Raw genomic sequence first — 20,319 nt, forward strand, 5'->3', positions numbered from 1 at the left:
AACTTCCGATATGGCATCTCGGCACGCTCTCGTCGCCCTCTAAGCCTAAAAAAATATTTCGGTGGTACTATGTCAGAACAAACTCAAAATATAGTTAAAATAAATCCTTTCATTAAAAATAATGAGATGGAAAATATTCACATTTCAATGCCTTCCATTTCTACCCTCAATCAGAGTAAAGCATCTATACCAACGGCTATCATTTATTGCGAAGCCAACTTTGGGAAAATTGATGGTAAAACTGCCAATGGACTTGTTAGGCATTCACAAAATTATCGAGTGCTTTCCGTCATTGATAGTCAGCAAGCGGGCTTAGACTCCGGTGTCGTACTTGGTGACGAAGCCAATGAAATCCCTATTGTTTCGAATTTGGGCGAAGCTGTTGCTATCGCGGATGAGACACCTGACTATTTCATTTTTGGTCTCGCGCCATCCAGTGGGATGTTATCTGAGTCTGAAAGAAGTCTTATTCTTGAAGCCATGGCGCTAAAGATGAATATCGTCAATGGACTGCACGAATTTCTTAACGACGACCCTCAATTAGTCGAGGCAAGCAAAGCCAATAATGTTGAGATTTTAGATATTCGTCGCCCTAAAAATAAAAAAGATTTGCAAGCATTTAGTGGGAAAATACATGATACAAAATGTCCACGCATAGCCATTATGGGCACCGATTGTGCAATAGGAAAGCGCACAACAGCCACTATGCTGACAAAGACTCTGCAGGAACATGGTCTTAATGTGGTCATGATCGCGACAGGACAAACGGGAATCATTCAAGGTGCCCCCTATGGTGTCGCTTTAGATGCCGTCCCCTCTCAATTCTGCGCAGGAGAACTAGAAGCCATTATTGTAAAAGCCTACGAATTAGAGGAGCCAGATCTGATCATTATTGAAGGACAAGGAGCATTAAGTCATCCCGCTTTCTCAACGAGTGCATTTATATTACGTGGAAGTTGCCCAACAGGTGTGATCTTACAACACGCACCTAACCGCTTAAGCCGGAGTGATTTCCCGAAAATGCCAATGCCATCTATTGCTTCTGAAATAGAACTGATTGAAATGTTTGCGGATACTCCGGTTATAGGGTTAACTCTTAATCACGAAAATATGTCTTCTGATGAAATACTATTTAAGATTCAAGAATATTCCGCTGAGTTTTCTATACCAGTCACGGATGCTCTATCTCAACCTAAAGAACATCTTCTACACATGGTTTTGTCTGCATTTCCTCATTTAAATGAAAAACTTATGATTAATAAGAGTTGAATAATCCTAGGTTAGAAATAAATTGCTCCAAAATTCATCATAACGCTCATGCACTGTTCAACCGATTAGGTAAAAAAGGCATCTCAGTTACCCCTGTCACTAAAGTGTGTTTAGGGCACCCTGAAATTGTGCAAACACTGATCAATGCAGGCGCTGATATGATCGCGGATTCGCGAATTGAAAATATTGAGAGTATGAGACATTCAGGCATCAATGTTCCTATGATGCTAATCCGTTCCCCGATGCTGAGTCAGGTCTCGAGGGTGGTTCAGTCTTGTGATATTAGCCTCAACACAGAGCTTGCCGTCATTAAGCAGCTATCAAAGGCCGCCAGCAGTTCTGGTCGCGTTCATGGTGTCGTGATCATGATCGAGCTAGGTGATCTTCGTGAAGGTGTGATGCAAGACAATCTCGAGGATTTTATCCGTCAGATGATTCATTTACCAAACATTGTACTTAAAGGAATCGGAACGAACCTGACATGCCGCTATGGGGTAGCTCCTGATCACGATAAAATGTCTAATTTGTCAGATCTTGCCGATGAAATAGAAAGAAAATTCGGTATCACATTAGATATTGTCTCTGGAGGAAATTCCGCTAACCTTAATTGGGCATTTAACAATAAGAAAAAAAATCGAATCAATCACCTACGGGTGGGAGAAGCGATTTTTTTAGGCTGTGAAACCCTTTATCAACAAACCATTGATGGTCTTTTTACTGACGCCATAATTCTGATTGCTGAAGTTATCGAATCGAAGGAAAAACCGTCATTGCCATGGGGGGATTTAGGTTTGAATGCTTTTGGCGAGCAGCAAAAAACCTTAGATAGAGGCAATGTTTCACAAGCTATTCTAGCCATCGGACGGCAATATGTGAGCATCGAAGGGCTTAAGCCGCCTATAGGGGTAACTATTGTCGCATCAACCAGCGATCACCTTATTGTCGAAACCTCTGATTTTGCTTTAACTGTAGGGCAAGAAGTTCGGTTTCAATTGAATTACAGCGCTCTTTTATCTTCTATGTCGTCACCGTTTATTCATAAATGCCTCATTGAGAATTAGGATTTTTCCACTCATCTCACATTGGGGGCTTCGATACTTATTGGTTGTACCTTGCATCTACAATCAGGCAGTGAATAATGTTAGTCGCACCATAAAACGAGTGTGATCTCTAGTATACTACGTTCAAAATGCAGAATTTAACACAAAAGTAGTCTGCCTCCCTCCCGAAGGGCGAGTTCCCAGTAAAAAAGTGTCCCTAAATAAAGGAAGAAAATGAAAGATCATGCTGTATTTACCCAATTAAATGATGCGATTTTGCTTAATTTCGACGCCTTTAGCTTCTGGGAAAGAGCGTTTCTTTCCGATATTCAAGATAAAATGATGCATGAATATCAACTTTCTAGCAAACAACGATTATTGACGCTAAAAATACTCGGAAAAAAAACTAACACGAGATCTTGATATCTTTGTTTACGCCGGCGTACACGAGTGAAGAGCCTTAAGTATCGAGATGAAAATGTCCCTAGAAACTAAATTTCGTCAAATAGTCAGGAGGCCAGGCTGACTATGAGGGGTTTTCCGGGGCAATGAAACGATAAGACAATTTCAACTGCCATGACGTATCGGTGCGAATGATGCACGAGTGGGTATCCCTGATACTCTTCCTTCATGTTAGAATGCCCGTCCATGTTCTTCTGTTTTAGCCTCCAGCATTAACAGTTGTTTATTAATCATACACCTGAGACTCCAAATGCCATTTTCCAACCTTGGATTAAGCGATCCGATTTTAAAAGCTGTAACCGAATTAGGCTACAAGACCCCTACGCCTATTCAAAAGAAGGCTATTCCGGTCATATTGACGGGTAAGAACCTTATCGCTGCCGCGCAGACGGGTACAGGTAAAACAGCTAGTTTTGTATTACCGATATTACAAATGCTGAGCGATAAGCATCCCGTACGAGCAAAACGCATTCGCGCCCTCATCCTTGCGCCAACCCGAGAGCTGGCGGTGCAGGTTGAAGACAATATTGTGCAATACAGCAAGCATCTGAACCTCACCTCGCTGGCGATGTATGGCGGTGTTGATTACAAAGAGCAAAAGCAGCGCCTCATAGAAGGTGTCGATATTTTGGTTGCGACTCCTGGTCGACTGCTGGATATGTATACCCAAAGAGCCGTGCATTTTGATGAGCTAGAAATACTGGTTTTAGATGAAGCCGATAGAATGCTCGACATGGGCTTTATCGAAGACATTAATAAGATCATTGAACGCTTACCTTCACAAAGACAAAACCTGCTATTTTCGGCCACACTGTCAAAGCAGGTTCGCATCTTGGCCAAAACCGCGATTGAACATCCGGTAGAAATATCAGTCTCTTCCGATAGCACTACGACCCCGAAGATTGACCAATGGTTAATTACTGTCGATAAAGACAAAAAATCGGCATTGCTGAGCCATTTAATTCAAGAGAATGACTGGGATCAGGCGCTTATTTTTATCGAAACAAAGCACGGTGCAGCGAAGTTAGTCAGCCAGCTTGAAAAGCGCGGAATTAAAGCTGAAGCAATTCACAGTGGCAGAAGTCAGGATGCACGGGCAAAAGTATTGGCTGACTTTAAATCGGGTCAACTCAAATTACTGGTAGCAACCGGCATTGCTGCGCGTGGTATCGATATTGACGAGCTGACGCGTGTAGTTAACTATGACTTACCTTACCCAGCTGATGACTATGTTCACCGTATTGGTCGTACTGGCCGTGCTGGCGCTTCTGGCGAAGCGATCTCCTTTGTTTCCAGAGATGATTTCAGAAACCTTTGCGCAATCGAAAGTCGCTTGGGGCATCTTATTACCCGAAAAGAGATTGAAGGCTTTGTACCCAGCAAAGAAGTACCGGTATCTATTTTGAATTACGTTCCAAAGAATAAGCAAAACGCCGGACGCCATAATTCAAAAAACAACAAACCAGCTAACGGCCGGACTCAAGATAGGAACAAACGGTAATAACAGGCTGAGAGCCTGACGCTCAACATTGAGAAAAAGCGAGTACTGCAATTGCAGCACTCGCTTTTTTTATAATGAGCTTGTTGTGATCTGTTAATTAATCACGCTATTATTTTTTCGGCTTCCATGCTTTGAGGTCAATGTCTAGATCAGGGAAATCTTTCGGGTTGAACAGCGGATGTTCAATACCGGCTTTGAGTTGCTTCTTATAGTCCTTCAAAATACGGATAAGTGTAGGAAACAGCATGATAAGTACTAACAAGTTAACGATAGCAAGAATACCCATCATTGGATCTGAGAAGAAAAACACCGAGGTTGCTCCCGGAGCAACGGCGCCCATAAAGATAATCCCGATCACAACAAAGCGAAGAATATGTACAGACAGTTTGTTCTGTGACATGAATGTGAGGGCGTTTTCCCCCAGGTAGTAGTTGTAGATAATAGAACTAATAGAAAAGAGTAAAATCGCCCCGGTCAGAAAGTACTGAGACCAGTCCCCTATGTGTGAAACTAATGACTGCTGAGTCAGAACGACACCATCAATACCTTCTGCGCCAGGTACATAAACATCACCCAGGAGGATAACGAATGCCGTACAACTACAGATTAGGATTGTATCGATAAAGACCGATAAAGACTGCGTGATCCCCTGGCTGATTGGGTGAGTAACATCTGCCGTTGCGGCGACATTGGGCGCGGAACCCAACCCCGCTTCGTTTGAGAACAAGCCTCGGCGCAAGCCTTGTGCCATCGCAGCCCCCATCCCGCCACCTACTGCCTCTTCCAAACCAAATGCATTCGATACGATACTCACAATGACTGCAGGGATCTCCGTGATGTTGATGAGAATAACGATAAGCGCCATTGCTACATATCCGATCGCCATAATAGGTACGATAACATCCGCAGTTTTAGCAATACGTTTAATACCACCGTAAATAATGAAACCAGTAACAATCGCTAGCAAGCCCCCCGTCCACATGCGGTCAATACCCAGGCTATCCTGAGCTGCCCCTGCAACCGTATTTCCTTGAAAAGCATTAAAACCAATCGCAAAGGAAGCTATCAAACAAACAGCATACAGGTAAGCAAGCCACCTGTAGTCTTCACCAAGACCATGAATTATCGAACGTGCTGCACCACCCCGAAATACATCGCCTTCTTTACGCTTATAAAGCTGAGCGAGTGAACATTCTACCAGGCTTGTTGCCATACCAACCAGTGCAATAGCCCACATCCAGAATACCGCACCAGGGCCACCAAGCGTTATTGCAACAGCAACACCTGCAATGTTACCGCCACCAACACGGCCACCTACAGATAATAAAAGTGCTTCACGACCCGAAATTGCGTTTCTGTCGGCTGTTTGGTTTTTGTTTAATAAGACACGGAACATACGCCCAAAGAACGTAAATTGAACAAATCCGGTAACAAAAGTAAAAAATAGACCTAATACTACCAGGAACGGTATAAGTGCCCACCCCCAGGTAAGATCTCCAATTACACCAAAAAAGCTTTCTAATAATTCCATCTCTACTCCTAAACATGTCATCCCGGAATAGAGGAACGAGATATCCGGGGTCAAATACTAACCACATGCTCTTTAGATTCCGTATAAGTTTATTCCTCACTTTACGGAATGACGAAGCGTGATTGCTGAGCCACCAAAACGTCTGTGATGTAGTGCCAGCCCTGAATTGATAATTGAAAAAAGTATAGTCGGTCATAACATCTTTGGTCGGAAATCTCTGAGTCGTTTGGGTTATTTCAACGCCAAAAGTATCCGCACAGCTAAAAATACTATCTGTCCGGTTGGGCATGGCGATCCCTTTCAATCTTATAGGTGCCGTCAAAAGTGAGGGCACCTAAGCGGGTGCAGAAAATCGGTTTCAAACTATACTTCCAAGCGAGTGCGCTCGATATACATGTCGAGATCATAAACACAGCCGGATCAATCTCGTTTATTTTTACACAGGGATACAGGAGGGTCATCGCGATGGCTGAAAGGGACAGAAGTAAAAAGTATTTAGTGCTCGTTATGGGAGAGAAAATCGTGAGGCTCCTGTGGTGGGCCGGATTAAAGAAAGCGACATCTCTCTTTAATAATAAGCACGAAAAGCTTGAACTATTCATCCAGGAGTTCCTGACAGAATTTGCAAAAGTAGGGTTCCTGACGAAAGTGCTTGGCGAAAAACCGCTGGAGCCTTTTAGTGCTGATGACAGCGAGCTCAACGAAAAATATTATGATAATAGTGATCGCTATACGCAAGCGCTGATGAATTTTTTCATCGATCTCACCCCTTTTAAAAAAGAATGTAAAATCACCCCATTGCACCCTCCTGTGGATGTCCACAAAATCAACCCCACGCCAAATGAAACTTGGTTCTTTCTAAATGGGATCGGAACTAACGAGGACATGGCAACGGTGAATGCCCGCATGCTCAGCGATATATTTAGGCGCCCCATCACCCCACTGCACAACCCTGGCAATGGTTTCATGGCGGATTTAATGGAAGTCATGAATGGAAGAGCCTTCAACCGTAATACTGCCATCGCAGAATCCGCCAGGGATCACATCTGGAGTGAACTAAAAAAAGTTAAGGAGCAGATGAGAACCGCTGATGAGAAGATGAAAAAATCTTACAAGATCGTGGTAATTGCCCACTCCCAGGGAGGCCTCATCATATCAAACGTCGTCAAGATGCTGCTTCAAGAGCACAGTGCCAATCCACTGCTAAGTCAACTGGAAATCTACACCTTCGCCTCTGCACATGATGAATATCCCTATTCTTGTACCGACGCACAGCGACCTCAGGTTCCATTCACCGAGCACTTCGCGAACAAAGAAGATTATGTCGCACAGGTTGGCGTACTCAAGGCTGGCAGCAAAAAAACGGTGGGAAATATCTACATTAAGAATGGGGCCGGGCATCTGCTGAATTTTCACTACCTGAGAGACTTCGTTCACGGCAGGTATGAAGGCAAGGAAAACAGTCGCCTGTTTTCTCTGCTTGGCGGAAGCCGCCTGGCCGATACCGAAAAGTGAGCAAAGACAAGAATATGAGATAGAAGGCGAGCGGGTCCAGGATCGACGCTCTGATAGGATCCGCTGTAGCTGCCTGACTACGGACTTTTCTTCCTTTTTATTAAGCAAAAAAGGCGCACATGCATGGCACATGTGCAACCTAAAAGACAGTCACCCATGGTGAGGTGACAATCCGAACAAGGTTACATTCCTTCTGGGTTAAGAGATGTAACCAAGTATCGACAGCTATTTTATTTCTGCCAATTTTTCGACTGCTTGGGTCAGTCTGTCGATTTTGTTATCCATATGATCAAGCTTTTCACGATCAATTCCGCTTAGGCGATATAACAGATCATTCTTACCCGCTTCAGCTTCATCGGTGACTTGCTCTGCTTTCTTAGCAATCCGTTCTTTTGTCTGAGTTTCTACTTCTTTACCACGTTCAACCAGCTCATCAAACACGGTTGTTGTTTTCTCATTAACTTGCTGGGCTTCTTCCAGTGTACGGCTATATAAACCAAGACCTGCTAACCAGATATTGCGCGCAACACCTTCACCATTCTCTACGACATTCTTAGCCGCTTTCACTATTGTTTTATCGTTCATAATCATACCCTTATACGCTTCTGCGCTGATCTATACAATGGTTAATCGTTAGTGACTCACCCCGAAACCAGTCTTCCTATTACTATCTGGTATGGCGACTTTTGCTAACTTACGGCGTACTTACGCCAGAGTGGCTTGTGCATCTTTAGCAACGGCTTATTTTTCAGTCTTAACGGGTTTCTTTTTTGTTGCAGGCTGTTTTTGCTCTTGTTTGCGAGCTAATAACGCCTCAATATTTGCCGTTAGTTGGTCGATTTTGTCATCAACACGATCTAGCTGATCATTGTCAATGCCAACAAATTTCTGCACCATTTTGTGCACACGCTCTTCAATCGCAACGGAAGTGTGGCTACGAGCCGTATGTACACGTTCTTTGGTATTTAATTCAATGGCACGGCCGCGCTCAACCAACTCATCAAATAAGCTTTTACCTTTACCTGATAACTGGTTTACTTCATCAGTACTCTTTGCGTATGCACCTAAACCGGCCAGCCAGATGTTATGAACCAACGCGTCACGAACAAGATTTTTCTCTTTGCCGGTTTCTTCTACTTGCTGTTTGAATATGCCCATTGTTGTGCCCTCTTTCGCTCATATAATCGTTAATCAGCCTGTGGGGATTACCTGATTGCTTATAAACAGAATAAGAATTTAAATTAGAGTGTTCTAACTAAAATAGCTATTTAGACTTCAGGTCGGTGATCCCGATTGGCATTAGTTAACATCACAACTAAGATATAACTTGGATATAAAGACGATTGATCTAAAGAATCAATGGATTGTATGAACTCAATCACGGCACGATATCTGGTTGCTTGCTAGTTTGATTATATGACCTGTCGATTTCTTATTCGTTTGGTTATAAAGCATTAAATACAGGACGTATCAACGCAAGGGGTGGCTTATGAATACTCAATTTACAATTACTATTGCAGGCCAGGATCATCCGCAATTAGTCAGTCAACTCGCAGCTACAACCCATAAGCTTGGGGGAAAGTGGTTAGTTAGCAAAATTAGCCGCTTAGATCAGCAATTAGTCGGTATCATCAAAATAGAAATTCCAGTAGCTTCCGCTGATCAATTAAAACAGGAGCTCAAGGCTCTTAAAGAATTTCATGTCCGTATCGTCGAAAACACTGAACCGGCAAGCCAGAGTAAACGCGAACAAATAACGTTGAAAGTTGAATCGACTGATCGCCTTGGAATCGTTAACGATATTAGCCATATACTCGATAATATCGGTATAAACATCATTCAAATTGAAAACCATCGTGTTGCGCTAGCTGACCTCGGCCGAACCGTATTTTTTGCTGAATTAGCCGTGGATATGCCAGCCGAAGTCAGTATCGAACAGCTGGTAGAAGCCGTTCAGCAGGTCGAGGAAAATATGAGAGTCGAAGTGATCAGTTAGCATTGCTTCCTATGGATAAATGGCTTGCTACGAAAAAAGCGGATCCCATAGGATTCGCTTTTTGCTTATACACGTCCTGGTCCCAAAAATCGGGCTACACTGAAAGATAACTATCGTCAGGGGAGGTCGTCATGTCATATCCGGTAGTCTGCGTGAACTGCGGTACAACACTCCACGAAATTAGATATCAACAATCAGCAGATAATCCGCCTCTGACCGATCCTCCACTGGGCACGTGTTTTTATGAGGTCGAATGTACCTGTACTCAATGTGGCGCTGTCTCGTGGCACGATCCGGAATTAATTTTTGAGGCTCAATCAGAATACATAGAAAGTAAGTGATTGCTTACCGAGAAACCACATAATTTGTAAAGCTCACACTAGGCATCAGCAAGCAACGATATCCAGCGTTGATGCCTGTCGATGTAACGACGAATGTAACTGCAGACAGGGACAACTTTGAAGCCATCTGACTCAATCTGCGCTAACACCGCTTCCATTAATACACTGCCGTAACCTTGCCCTCTCAGTTCATGAGGCACTTCAGAATAGTTAAGATATAAAACCTTATCCTGCTTGGTATAGCTCACCAATGCCCAATGTTCTGGCTGAACTTGTACTCGGTACTGTTGCTTAGCCGTATCGTGTTCAACACTGTATTCGCGTTTGGTTATCATGGCCTTAACTACCTTGATGATTAGCGCTTGTGCTCGCCGTGGAAAGCGTAACGACTATACTTGTTTCCATCTTCCGTCACCGCTACGTACTTAATGGATCTTGAATGATTCAATGATAGCGGTACAAATACACGTCCCTTCTTATTAGTCTGGAACGTATTACGATTATTAGGCAGGTTTTTTAGTGACACTGTCGCATTCGCAGCTGGCTGGCCGTTCTCTGTTACCGTTACCCACGCCCCGCTTTGCGTATCCGACACACTGATATCAGCAAGTGATATTGAAGAAAAAGCAATCATCATAGACGACAGAACAACATTTACTTTTTTCATCTTAGTTTCTCCATCATTTCGTTTTAGCCGCTATTATTTCCTTCACCTTACTGAGCATAAAACGTGTTCGGCTCAGGAAAAGGAGTCATATTTATAAATTAATAGTAGTGCTTTTTAGGTAAACAAAGGCTGAATGCATGTAAAGTTAAGTAAAAGGATGAGATGGTGTATCTGGCTTTCCTGCGTAACAGGCCCCCCACTCGTTATTTTCTTTTGTGTGATATTTAGTTCAAACCTATCTTGCTCAGAATTTTTCCAAACCGGTATACTCTTCTGCGTGGAAATGATTTCCTGTTCCGTTTCTTCTGCCTGTAAAGGAATGTTCTCCAAATCGGCTTTTGCTGCCTCGATAGCTTTTTCTGCCATTTTAGGGCCCATTGCCAATCCTTCGCTGTTGAGATAACTATAGGTACTGAACCCAAAGGAAGATAGCGTAAAAATTTGCTGTAGTTATTCAAATTATTCGAACAGATACAACCCAATCTGACGCGAAAATATAATAAAACAATAACAACAACTTAATAGCCGACAGGGGAGGAATGCACACCTTTCTTACTGTTTGTTTTACGATCAATCAAGCCTGTCGTTTAAATAATTTCGTGAAGAATGAATGCGTTATTGTCATGATAGTTTAGAGGATATTCAAGCAGATACTGTTAAATTTCAGATTATGACAAGGGCCAGCCGCTTCGCTGGCACTCATAGATGACATGTAAACCAGATAATTTAGCTTAACTGAAAATGCACAGCATCTTTTCTAAATTGGCTGTACTTTGCAATCAGTTCGCTTTTGTTCAGTGTTTCATCGCCCAAGAAGAAGACGTCTCCAGCACGTAATTGATCGAAGTTGTTGTCAATTAGCTTCAGAGCTAAATCCGCTTTTTTCAAGGTATAGGGAGTGCAAGACTGGCCGTGTAAATCATCGAGTAGATCAAGAACATTGGAACGGTAGGTTTCTGCAAGATATAACTCTCGCAAAGTAACCTCATTACCCAGTGCAGCCTGCCAACGATGATTAATTGCCTGCTGCCAGGTAATCACACTCGCGTCTGCGCCGAGTTCAACAAGCCGTTGTAGTTTCTTCTGATAGGCTTGTAGCGCACACTGTTTTTCGAGCTTATACAGCTCAAATAATGCCTCTGTAGATAGATTGAGTGGGTTTTTCAGTAAAAAATCAAAAAAGAAACGGGTTTCGAACCGCTCTATGCCATGAAATAGCGGCGTATCTTGACCATTGCTATTAAAGTGAGTCTTAGGATCAAATTGATACATATAACCAAAGTCGAACAGTTTTATCTCGTTTTGGGTATCGAGTAAAATGTTGCCCGGACAGAAATCCCACTCGAACAGTCCACTCAGTTCAAGGTTTACTATGGTAGAAAAAATCTGTTGGAATACATCGCGATTTAATGTGGGTAACGGTTTACCTTCAACCCACGGTGACAGAATAATACCGTCTCTGAATGAGGCAAATTGGGTATCGACGATATGCTTTAAGCATTCGGGATAACGTTGTTTCAGTTCGGTCAGATCTCGCCTGCGCTGAACTTCGTTTAAAAAGGATGTTTGGCCATCAATATTATTGACCAAACTGACTTCCCTTTTTAATTTCAACGTCCAGCTTTGGTCGTTAATTCGCAGATGATAAACCACCGCGGTGAGACCGGAATTAAATGTTTCTACCACATAGATTGATTCAACAGATATGGCTTTGAGTTGTGCCAGTGTTAACGGAAAGCCTTGCAAGGTGCCGACTTCGATATTCTGCCCGCTCTCTATAAACGTTTGCTGATCTCGATGACGTTGCTGTTCCAGATTCATTCTCCGCTCTCCTTAGCATCGTAAAGTAACAACAGCCGGTGAGAATATAGAGAAACATGTCCTACATACTGTGATTAAAGTAGTAGATTCCACATCCGACTCTAGGGGGCTTTTTATCTCAATATTACAGCGGTTGAAAGATAAACAGATCTTAGATGAAAACAGCGATATAACGGAACAAGCTAATTACTGTTAATAACTTCATTTGAAATAAGAGATAGAGCTTGGTCTAATGCCTCATCTCCTTTCATCATACCGTATATCATATTAGGGATAACCGCGACTCGCGTACCATATTTACTGGCTATTTTCTGCAAGTTATCTTCATAAAAACTAATCTGAGGTCCTATTAGGCAAACATCACAATTTTTCATTTGATCATTCATTTCAATCTCGGCAAATGCATCAACTGTACACTCTATCCCTCTGTTTTTTGCCTCTGCTCTCATTCTCTTTGCCAGTATACTGGTCGAGAATCCACCACCGCAGCACAATATAATTCTCATATCCCTTTCCACCATTTTAATTACATCACTTGAATGTGAGAACGATAGCATAACCATCAAATACTGGGACTGATACTTGCTTCAATTGGTGTGAATCGACTCTAAATCTGATAAAAATTAATATAACTTGTTACATACCAATGAGTTAAAAAATATAGGCATAATCGCCACTACGAATAAAAACCGCCTCTATAAAAGGCGATTTTTAAAGGTCTTAATACAAGCTCATGTTATTGGCTATAACAGAGACTCAATGTCGTAATCTTTACCGTAATGTTCAACAACAAAATCGATATCTTTGTCGCCCCGTCCGGATAAGTTCACCAGAATACTGCCTTTCACACCTTGCTGAGCCAATTTTATGGCATAAGCGATCGCGTGGGACGATTCGATGGCGGGAATAATGCCCTCTGAACGCGACAGCTCAAAAAATGCAGCAATCGCTTCATCATCGTCAACGGTGCCATATTCAGCACGGCCAAGATCTTTCAGGTAACTATGTTGGGGTCCAACGGCCGGATAATCCAACCCACTGGCAACGGAATAGACTTCCTGAGGCTCACCTTGATCATCTTTAAGCATGTAAGACTTAAAGCCGTGCATAACCCCGGGTTCACCTAAAGTTAGGGTTGCCGCGTGCTCACCCGGCGTTTTTAATGTGTGCCCTGCTGGCTCAACACCGTGAAGCGCAACCTGCTCGTCTTGCAAAAAGGCACTGAACAGCCCCATCGCATTCGAGCCACCACCGACACAGGCAACCAGATTATCTGGCAACTGTCCGGTCATTTCCTGGAACTGTTCACGGGCTTCATTACCGATGATCGACTGAAAATCGCGCACCATCATCGGGAAAGGATGAGGCCCCACCACCGAACCAATGGCATATAACTGAGTGACCGGATCACTAAGGTAAGCAGCAAACGCGGCATCTACGGCTTCTTTCAGGGTCTTACGACCATGAGTAACCGGGATCACATTCGCACCTAAAATACGCATTTTGACGACATTCGGATGCTCTTTAGCAATATCAACTTCTCCCATATAGATATCACATTTCAGCCCAACCAATGCCGCGGCTGTTGCTAGCGCCACACCGTGCTGTCCGGCACCCGTTTCTGCAATCAGCTTTTTCTTGCCCATTTTCTTTGCCAGCAATGCTTCACCGAGACAATGATTAATTTTATGGGCACCGGTATGGTTGAGATCTTCACGTTTGAGATAAATATCAGTGCCATATTTCTCAGAAAGATTCTGCGCGTGAAAAATAGGGCTGGGACGCCCGACAAAATGTTTATACAAACGAGCCAATTCTGCGCGAAATTCAGGATCTTTGCGGCATGCAGAATAAGATGCCGTAATTTGATCCATTACAAGCTGCAACTCTTCCGGAATAAAACTACCACCGTACTCACCGAAATACCCTTTAGCATCAGGAAGATCGTGTTCAAAAGTGTTTTCCATGGGACTCCCTATCCTCTATGTATTAAATCCCTCTTATCATATGGATATAATGAACATAAGTGAATATAAAACAGCAGGTATTGACGATTTAGCAATCGAAGAAATCAGATTATCAGCGCGAATCGCGATCACTGAACAGCCATTTATTTTGATTAAAATGTGACCACCACCCCGCATTAGAGTTATTACTCATGTGACAGTTCTTTTCTTGGTTTAATGTTAATGACGTTAACACACTGTAACGTTAACTTTATTTTAGGATGCAATGTCTTAACGGCGATTGGGAGCCCTCCAATGAAAATGTTAAACCTGCCAAAAAATTTCTTTTTCAAGAAACAACCTGTCCGGCATCATTCAACTGCAATAACGAAAGGAGTGTTACTTAACCCAAAAACTGAAAATTATGGCCAGCTGGATGAAGCTTCACAAAAATTAATTAGAAGCACCATTGCCTTCTTTGAGCAACGGGGCAAAGCCAAACTCAAAGAAGATGATCATGAACGCCTTTGGTACGCGGATTTTTTAGAGTTTGTGAAAAAAGAACAGCTGTTTGCCACTTTTCTGACTCCCGACGCTTACGGCAATAAAGATGCCCGCTGGGATACATTCCGCAACTGCGCCCTGAACGAAGTACTTGGCTTTTATGGGCTGGCGCACTGGTATACCTGGCAGGTTAGCATTTTAGGTCTGGGGCCGATCTGGATCAGTGACAATGAAAAGGTCAAACAAAGAGCCGTCAAGTTACTCAAAGAAGGCGGCATATTCGCTTTTGGCCTCTCAGAAAAAGAACATGGCGCCGATATCTACGCCAGTGACATGTACCTGACGCCACAGGAAGATGGCACGTATAGGGCTAACGGCAGCAAATACTACATAGGCAATGGGAATAAGGCAGCACTGGTTTCCACCTTTGGTAAGCTATCTGATACCGACGAGTACGTCTTCTTTGTGGTGGACTCCCAACACGACAACTATGAATTAGTTCAGAATGTTGTTAACTCTCAAAACTATGTGGCCGAATACCGCCTTAATGACTACCCTATCCGCGAAGAAGACATTCTTGCAAAAGGGCGGGATGCCTGGGATATGGCGCTCAATACCGTTAATGTCGGCAAATTCAACCTTGGCTGGGCATCTATCGGTATCTGTACCCACGCCTTCTACGAAGCAATAAACCATGCTTCTCACCGCCGGTTATTTGATCACTATGTGACCGATTTTGTCCACATCAAACTATTATTTACCGAAGCCTATGCCCGCCTTGCCGCAATGAAGCTATTTGCCCAGCGAGCGATCGATTATATGCGCGCTGCGGGACCGGACGATCGGCGTTATCTGTTATTTACCCCGATGGTCAAAATGAAAGTGACGACCCAGGGTGAAGAGGTAATGAACCAGTTATGGGATATTATGGCCGCCAAAGGGTTTGAGAAGAATATGTACTTCGAGATGGCGGTCAGGGATATTCGCGCCCTGCCAAAACTGGAAGGCACAGTACACGTCAATATGGCGTTAATATTGAAGTTTATGGGTAACTACTTCTTTAAACCGGGTAAGTTTGCGGATATCCCGCAAATGGATCAAGCGACCAATGATGATTTTTTGTTTAATCAGGGCGCAACCAAAGGGTTAGGTAAAACTCGCTTCCATGATTATCGTAAGGTTTACGCTAAAGTGGATTTACCCAACGTTAATCTGTTTAAAAAACAGATCCGCCTGCTGAAGATCCTGTTACTTGTGGGTAAACCTACCGCAGAGCAGAAAAAGGACTTCGATTTTCTGTTAAATCTCGGCGAGCTGTTTACATTGGTGGTTTACGGGCAATTGATTTTGGAAAAAGCCAAACTGATCGATCTCGATGATGATATGGTCGAGCAAATCTTTGACTTTATTATTCGTGATTTCTCAAAATTTGCCCTACAGCTCGGTGCCAAATCGAGCGCAACGCTACTGCAGCAGAAAATTTGTGGCCGTATGATCAAACGTCCGACTGTGGACAATGAACGCTATCAGCGCGTGCTGAATAATTATGTTTATGTCACCAAAGATCAATACGAGATGAATCCATAATCTTCTTACATCTCTTAATGACAGTTAGCAACGGCCCAAGCTAACGGGCCGTTGTCTTTCCAATGCTAAAAATGACAGCAAAATAAAGCAATCAACCACTCCCTCCCCTATCTGCAACCATTGAAGTCTTTCTACAGCAATGACCAACTTTCATCTGTCACACACAGCCCAGCAATATTTTCATCAGCTCGATTTAAGGATTCAAACTCAAAGATAGCTTCTGTCTTTCTCTTAACAAGAAAATGGTTCGAATATATATGCGACAAAATTTCAGCATCATTCACCACTTACTTCAACACCCGAAAACCTTTCAGATTAAATCACTAAATTACATATCATATTCAGAATTATACAAAAAGAGTAAAAAGTCACAAAATAAGAAGAAAACTCTTTCACCTCAATAAATTAGACAAAACATAAGCATTAATCACAATTATATTAACAGTGTTTCCTATAGATTAATTAGTTTGATCCCAGTCAATAATACTTTATCGGCATAGCTCAGAATGGCTTCGTGTTTACGTTATTCCCCCTTCAACATTATGATAACGAGGTTATTTTTTTATGAGTGATAAAGCTCCGCAAAGCCGCAAAGTAACCATAGGCTGTTACATTGCACTGGCTTTTGCTGCCGTCTTTTTCTCCGGGCTGATGAAGTCTAGCGAATGGTATGGCGTATTTGATTTCACCACTCTAAACGGCTCATTCGGGAAGGTGGTGTATAAAGTGCAGGAAACTGCAGAGGGAATCCAAACTGCAACTTATACCCTGCGCGGTAAAGGAGGCAGCGGTGCCCGTGATGGCTTTATTTTCGCCTTTACGCTGATCCCGACTGTTATGTTTGCACTAGCGATGATCCAGGTTTTAGAGCACTACGGTGCGCTAGATGCTGCTCGAAAATTACTTACCCCTCTTCTCCGACCACTGATGGGGATCCCGGGTGATAGCGGTCTGGCACTGATTGCGTCGCTGCAATCTACCGATGCCGGTGCATCCATGACGCGCGCACTCATCGATGAAGGTAAGCTCAGCAAAAAAGAAGGTGACGTATTTACTATGTTCCAATTCTCTGCGGGCGCAACCATTGTTAACTTTTTCTCTTCCGGCGCAGTGTTATTTACCCTGACAGCGGTTGATGGCTCCGTTGCTGTTCCAGCTTCAATTGGCTTGTGTCTGATGGTGATGTTTGTGTTGAAAATTTTTGGAGCCAATATGATGCGCCTTTACCTGAATATGACTGAAGCGAAGAACACCAAAAAATCCCTTCAAGAGGAGAATGCATAATGTCTGAATTAGCAAAGAAACCGATGATTACAGACGTTTTCGTCGCAGGCGCTCGTAAGGGTTGGAATATTGCAGTAACCAGTACCGTTCCTAATGTACTGATGGCTTTTGTGGTGATTAAAGCATTGCAAATTACCGGATTACTTGATCTTATGGGCAGTGTTTTCTCTCCGATCATGGGGCTTGTTGGCCTTCCCGGTGAAGCTGCAGCAGTGCTGATGGGTGCCTGGATGTCGATGGGCGGTGCAGTCGGCGTGGTTATCACCTTATTCGACTCAGGTGTACTGACCGGCGAACACATTGCGATCCTTGCTCCGGCCATTTACCTAATGGGTTCACAAATTCAATATGCTGGTCGTGTACTGGGTGTAATTGGCACCGAAGGCCGACTTATTCCTGTCATGATTGGCTTGTCTGTTCTCAATGCTTTCATTGCCATGTTCTTTATGAACATTTTTTTATAACGCAATTCCTTTTTACAAAATATTCAGGGGTGAAGTTCCGCCCCTGCATCTTACTGTTTAATCCCTTTTTGTTACTGCTTTTAGCTGTAACTTTGGAGTTTCTATGAGTTTTTCACTTCAATCCTACCTAGATGAACTACGTCCTTTGATCGATCTAGACTGCGGTACACTTACCAAGTCCGGAATAGAAAAGGTCGCCACCATTCTTTCTGAAAAATATCAGCAGCTGGGATGGACTATTAAACGTATTGATTTAGGTGATGCAGGCTGTGGCTTGGAGATCAGAAACAAACCAGAAGCAGAGAATATCGATGTCATGTTGATTGGTCACATGGATACGGTATTTCCTGAGGGCACAGCAGCTGAAAGACCGATGACTGTTACAGGTGATCGTGCTTACGGGCCTGGTGTTTCCGATATGAAATCTGGATTACTCACTATTATCTATGCCTTACGTCAGCTTGATCACCATGTATTAGATAAACTCTCACTGTGCGTGTGTATGAATCCGGATGAAGAAATCGGCTCAATCTATTCTTCAAAGTGGTTGGCAAGCGTAGCAAAACAGTCAACAAACGTACTGGTTGCAGAAGCTGCACGTGCTGACGGCTCTTTGGTTAAAGCTCGTAAGGGTATGGCTCACTATGAGCTTAACTTTACTGGTAAAGCTGCCCACGCAGGTAACGAGCCTGAAAACGGCCGCAGTGCCATCTCCGAAATGGCTAACTGGATTGTTGCCATAGATCAAATGACTAACTTTGAATCAGGTACTACCTTTAATGTCGGTATTGTCAGTGGCGGGAGCGGGGCAAATGTCGTCGCCAATCATGCCAAAGCTATTGTTGATGTCCGTTTTTGGGATAACAATGAATATGCCGAAGCGGACAAAAAGTTACTCAGCTTGACAAAAAAACCATTTATAGACGGTGTCACAACTACGGCAGAACGAGTTGCTCATAAGCCAGCGATGGTACCTTCAACCGATACTGAATCCCTGATGAAGCTAGTTGAACAAGCTGGTGAAGAAACTGGTGTAAAAGTCGCGTGGCAGGCGGTAGGTGGTGGTTCCGATGCGAACAATACGGCTGCGCTGGGAATTCCAAGCCTTGACGGTTTCGGCCCGATTGGCGGCGCTTTCCACAGTACAGATGAATATTTGGAGCTGAGTTCAATTGAGCCAAGGATCTGTCTGTTGAAGCAAGTGTTGACCAAATTGGCCCACTAAACCTTCAAACGTCACCAAAAATCGATCCCTGATAACCGCCAGGTAAGTCATGAGCAAGTTTGTAAGTCTACTGTCTGGCGGTTTCGATGGGATAACAACTGTTTGGCTGCATCGATAAAGAATTAATATGCTCAATCAATCATAATATGAGTCAAGGTACTAGCAGAGCCACACAATAGACACCTGTCTGGCGTTGTTGAGTGCATTAGTCTATTAATTAACTTACACACATTGTGAGGGGTCACAACCCAACCCCATGTTAGCGCCTTCAGGTACACTTGTTACATCTTCATCTGAATAACCCAGGTCGCGTGAAGTATCCTCAGAAGTAACATGTCCTCCACAACAGCATCCGCAGCCTTTTTTCTGTTTGGCTATCTTGCCATAAGTTTGGCGTACGGCTTTTCTAACTTTATCATTTCCCATCGTTTAAAACCCTTTCCCATCTGTGGTCATTATCTAAACGACAATAATCGTTAAGCATATCCTTAACTATAGCCTGCACTGCTCTCCCTCATTGAAAAGCTAATTCAGCTAAATAATATGTCTGAAACGTAGGGTTTAAGGCGACTCAGAAATAAGAGGCTAACTCGAACTTAAATGGGATGAGAATTTTTGCTTACCGTGTAAACGTATCCTGTTTCTCGGCAAAATTAATCACCTTCCGGCCATTTACAACGTTGCTCTAACCTTGTTTACATGATGGTAGCTGCTGAAACGGTTGTTGTATTTAATACAGTTTTACCTGATAGTCTTGATGAACATAATTAAGAAGGATCTCAATAATGGGACTATTTAATGCACTATTGGGCAATGCTGGCGAGATGAGTATTGCTGATGCAACCGAAGAGCTATCAACGATTCTGGGGCAATCGGAACAAATTGAACTCGCTTACAAACTGATCCGTGACATGATTGTACTGACAGATCAGCGTTTGATCTTCATCGATAAACAAGGACTAACAGGTAAGAAAGTCGAATACCGCTCTGTCCCCTACAAAGCCATCACTATGTATACTGTTGAGTCTACTGGACATTTTGACCTTGATGCGGAACTGAAAGTCTGGGTATCAGGTCAGTCTGAGCCAATTGCACTTGAGTTTAACGGCAAAACAAACATCTACACCATGCAGGGTCTACTTGCTGCAAAAATCGCAGGTAAATAA

Annotated in this window: 20 protein-coding genes; 11 read left to right on the forward strand and 9 right to left on the reverse strand. The window is 43.2% G+C overall.

The window, feature by feature from the left end; translation table 11 throughout:
* Nucleotides 1-69: 69 nt before the first annotated feature.
* The 4 genes from R3289_RS14915 (at nt 70) to R3289_RS14930 (ending at nt 4,272) form a co-directional block, all read left to right on the forward strand.
* Nucleotides 70-1,269 (forward strand): DUF1611 domain-containing protein, encoded by a 1,200-nt coding sequence (locus R3289_RS14915; RefSeq protein WP_413466709.1) that lies wholly within the window; start codon nt 70-72, stop codon nt 1,267-1,269.
* Nucleotides 1,266-2,330, forward strand: coding sequence for an alanine/ornithine racemase family PLP-dependent enzyme (locus R3289_RS14920; protein WP_318926481.1), 1,065 nt, complete (start codon nt 1,266-1,268; stop codon nt 2,328-2,330). The genes R3289_RS14915 and R3289_RS14920 overlap by 4 nt, the downstream gene beginning before the upstream one ends.
* A gap of 213 nt (nt 2,331-2,543) precedes the next feature.
* The gene (locus tag R3289_RS14925) at nt 2,544-2,732 is read left to right on the forward strand and encodes a hypothetical protein (RefSeq protein WP_318926482.1); all 189 of its coding nucleotides are present in this window, start codon (nt 2,544-2,546) and stop codon (nt 2,730-2,732) included.
* A gap of 289 nt (nt 2,733-3,021) precedes the next feature.
* Nucleotides 3,022-4,272 carry a DEAD/DEAH box helicase gene (locus R3289_RS14930; RefSeq protein ID WP_318926483.1) on the forward strand — a complete coding sequence of 417 codons (1,251 nt, stop codon included), beginning with the start codon at nt 3,022-3,024 and terminating at the stop codon, nt 4,270-4,272.
* Nucleotides 4,273-4,381: 109 nt separating this feature from the next.
* Here R3289_RS14930 and R3289_RS14935 read toward each other — a convergent pair whose 3' ends face one another.
* Nucleotides 4,382-5,803: an alanine/glycine:cation symporter family protein gene (locus tag R3289_RS14935; protein ID WP_318926484.1), complete on the reverse strand. Its 1,422-nt coding sequence runs from the start codon at nt 5,801-5,803 to the stop codon at nt 4,382-4,384.
* A gap of 465 nt (nt 5,804-6,268) precedes the next feature.
* Here R3289_RS14935 and R3289_RS14940 point away from each other — a divergent pair, with 465 nt between their 5' ends.
* Nucleotides 6,269-7,318: a hypothetical protein gene (locus R3289_RS14940; RefSeq protein WP_318926485.1), complete on the forward strand. Its 1,050-nt coding sequence runs from the start codon at nt 6,269-6,271 to the stop codon at nt 7,316-7,318.
* 225 nt (nt 7,319-7,543) lie between these two features.
* Here the strand turns inward: R3289_RS14940 and R3289_RS14945 are convergent, their stop codons facing one another.
* Together R3289_RS14945 and R3289_RS14950 are read right to left on the reverse strand one after the other, a co-directional pair.
* Nucleotides 7,544-7,903 carry a phasin family protein gene (locus R3289_RS14945; protein WP_318926486.1) on the reverse strand — a complete coding sequence of 120 codons (360 nt, stop codon included), beginning with the start codon at nt 7,901-7,903 and terminating at the stop codon, nt 7,544-7,546.
* Between the two features lie 156 nt (nt 7,904-8,059).
* Entirely contained in the window at nt 8,060-8,476 is a 417-nt protein-coding gene (locus tag R3289_RS14950; protein ID WP_318926487.1) for a phasin-related domain-containing protein, read from the reverse strand.
* Between the two features lie 331 nt (nt 8,477-8,807).
* On the opposite strand from R3289_RS14950, the gene R3289_RS14955 reads away from it, so the two are divergent.
* Nucleotides 8,808-9,314 carry a glycine cleavage system protein R gene (locus tag R3289_RS14955; protein ID WP_318926488.1) on the forward strand — a complete coding sequence of 169 codons (507 nt, stop codon included), beginning with the start codon at nt 8,808-8,810 and terminating at the stop codon, nt 9,312-9,314.
* 379 nt (nt 9,315-9,693) lie between these two features.
* On the opposite strand, the gene R3289_RS14960 is transcribed toward R3289_RS14955, so the two are convergent.
* The 6 genes from R3289_RS14960 to trpB form a co-directional block, all read right to left on the reverse strand.
* Complete coding sequence (locus R3289_RS14960) at nt 9,694-9,990, reverse strand: GNAT family N-acetyltransferase (RefSeq protein WP_318926489.1); 297 nt, start codon at nt 9,988-9,990, stop codon at nt 9,694-9,696.
* 20 nt (nt 9,991-10,010) lie between these two features.
* A complete protein-coding gene (locus tag R3289_RS14965) occupies nt 10,011-10,322 on the reverse strand; it encodes a hypothetical protein (RefSeq protein WP_318926490.1) in 312 nt (103 codons plus the stop codon).
* Between the two features lie 114 nt (nt 10,323-10,436).
* The gene (locus R3289_RS14970; RefSeq protein WP_318926491.1) at nt 10,437-10,700 is read right to left on the reverse strand and encodes a hypothetical protein; all 264 of its coding nucleotides are present in this window, start codon (nt 10,698-10,700) and stop codon (nt 10,437-10,439) included.
* Between the two features lie 348 nt (nt 10,701-11,048).
* Nucleotides 11,049-12,143: a hypothetical protein gene (locus tag R3289_RS14975; RefSeq protein WP_318926492.1), complete on the reverse strand. Its 1,095-nt coding sequence runs from the start codon at nt 12,141-12,143 to the stop codon at nt 11,049-11,051.
* 182 nt (nt 12,144-12,325) lie between these two features.
* Nucleotides 12,326-12,649, reverse strand: coding sequence for a PTS sugar transporter subunit IIB (locus tag R3289_RS14980; protein WP_318926493.1), 324 nt, complete (start codon nt 12,647-12,649; stop codon nt 12,326-12,328).
* Nucleotides 12,650-12,886: 237 nt separating this feature from the next.
* Nucleotides 12,887-14,110, reverse strand: coding sequence for a tryptophan synthase subunit beta (gene trpB, locus R3289_RS14985; RefSeq protein ID WP_318926494.1), 1,224 nt, complete (start codon nt 14,108-14,110; stop codon nt 12,887-12,889).
* 294 nt (nt 14,111-14,404) lie between these two features.
* On the opposite strand from trpB, the gene R3289_RS14990 reads away from it, so the two are divergent.
* The 5 genes from R3289_RS14990 to R3289_RS15010 all read left to right on the forward strand — a co-directional run bounded on the left by R3289_RS14990 (nt 14,405) and on the right by R3289_RS15010 (nt 20,319).
* Nucleotides 14,405-16,180: an acyl-CoA dehydrogenase gene (locus R3289_RS14990; RefSeq protein WP_318926495.1), complete on the forward strand. Its 1,776-nt coding sequence runs from the start codon at nt 14,405-14,407 to the stop codon at nt 16,178-16,180.
* A 564-nt stretch (nt 16,181-16,744) separates the two neighbouring features.
* The gene (locus R3289_RS14995; protein ID WP_318926496.1) at nt 16,745-17,464 is read left to right on the forward strand and encodes a nucleoside recognition domain-containing protein; all 720 of its coding nucleotides are present in this window, start codon (nt 16,745-16,747) and stop codon (nt 17,462-17,464) included.
* Nucleotides 17,464-17,928: a YjiG family protein gene (locus tag R3289_RS15000; RefSeq protein ID WP_318926497.1), complete on the forward strand. Its 465-nt coding sequence runs from the start codon at nt 17,464-17,466 to the stop codon at nt 17,926-17,928. Before R3289_RS14995 ends, R3289_RS15000 begins: the two co-directional genes overlap by 1 nt.
* A 103-nt stretch (nt 17,929-18,031) precedes the next feature.
* Complete coding sequence (locus tag R3289_RS15005; protein ID WP_318926498.1) at nt 18,032-19,153, forward strand: M20 family metallopeptidase; 1,122 nt, start codon at nt 18,032-18,034, stop codon at nt 19,151-19,153.
* Nucleotides 19,154-19,938: 785 nt separating this feature from the next.
* Nucleotides 19,939-20,319: a PH domain-containing protein gene (locus R3289_RS15010; RefSeq protein WP_318926499.1), complete on the forward strand. Its 381-nt coding sequence runs from the start codon at nt 19,939-19,941 to the stop codon at nt 20,317-20,319.

It is taken from the genome of Photobacterium sp., assembly GCF_033720175.1.
Taxonomy (GTDB): Bacteria; Pseudomonadota; Gammaproteobacteria; order Enterobacterales; family Vibrionaceae; genus Photobacterium.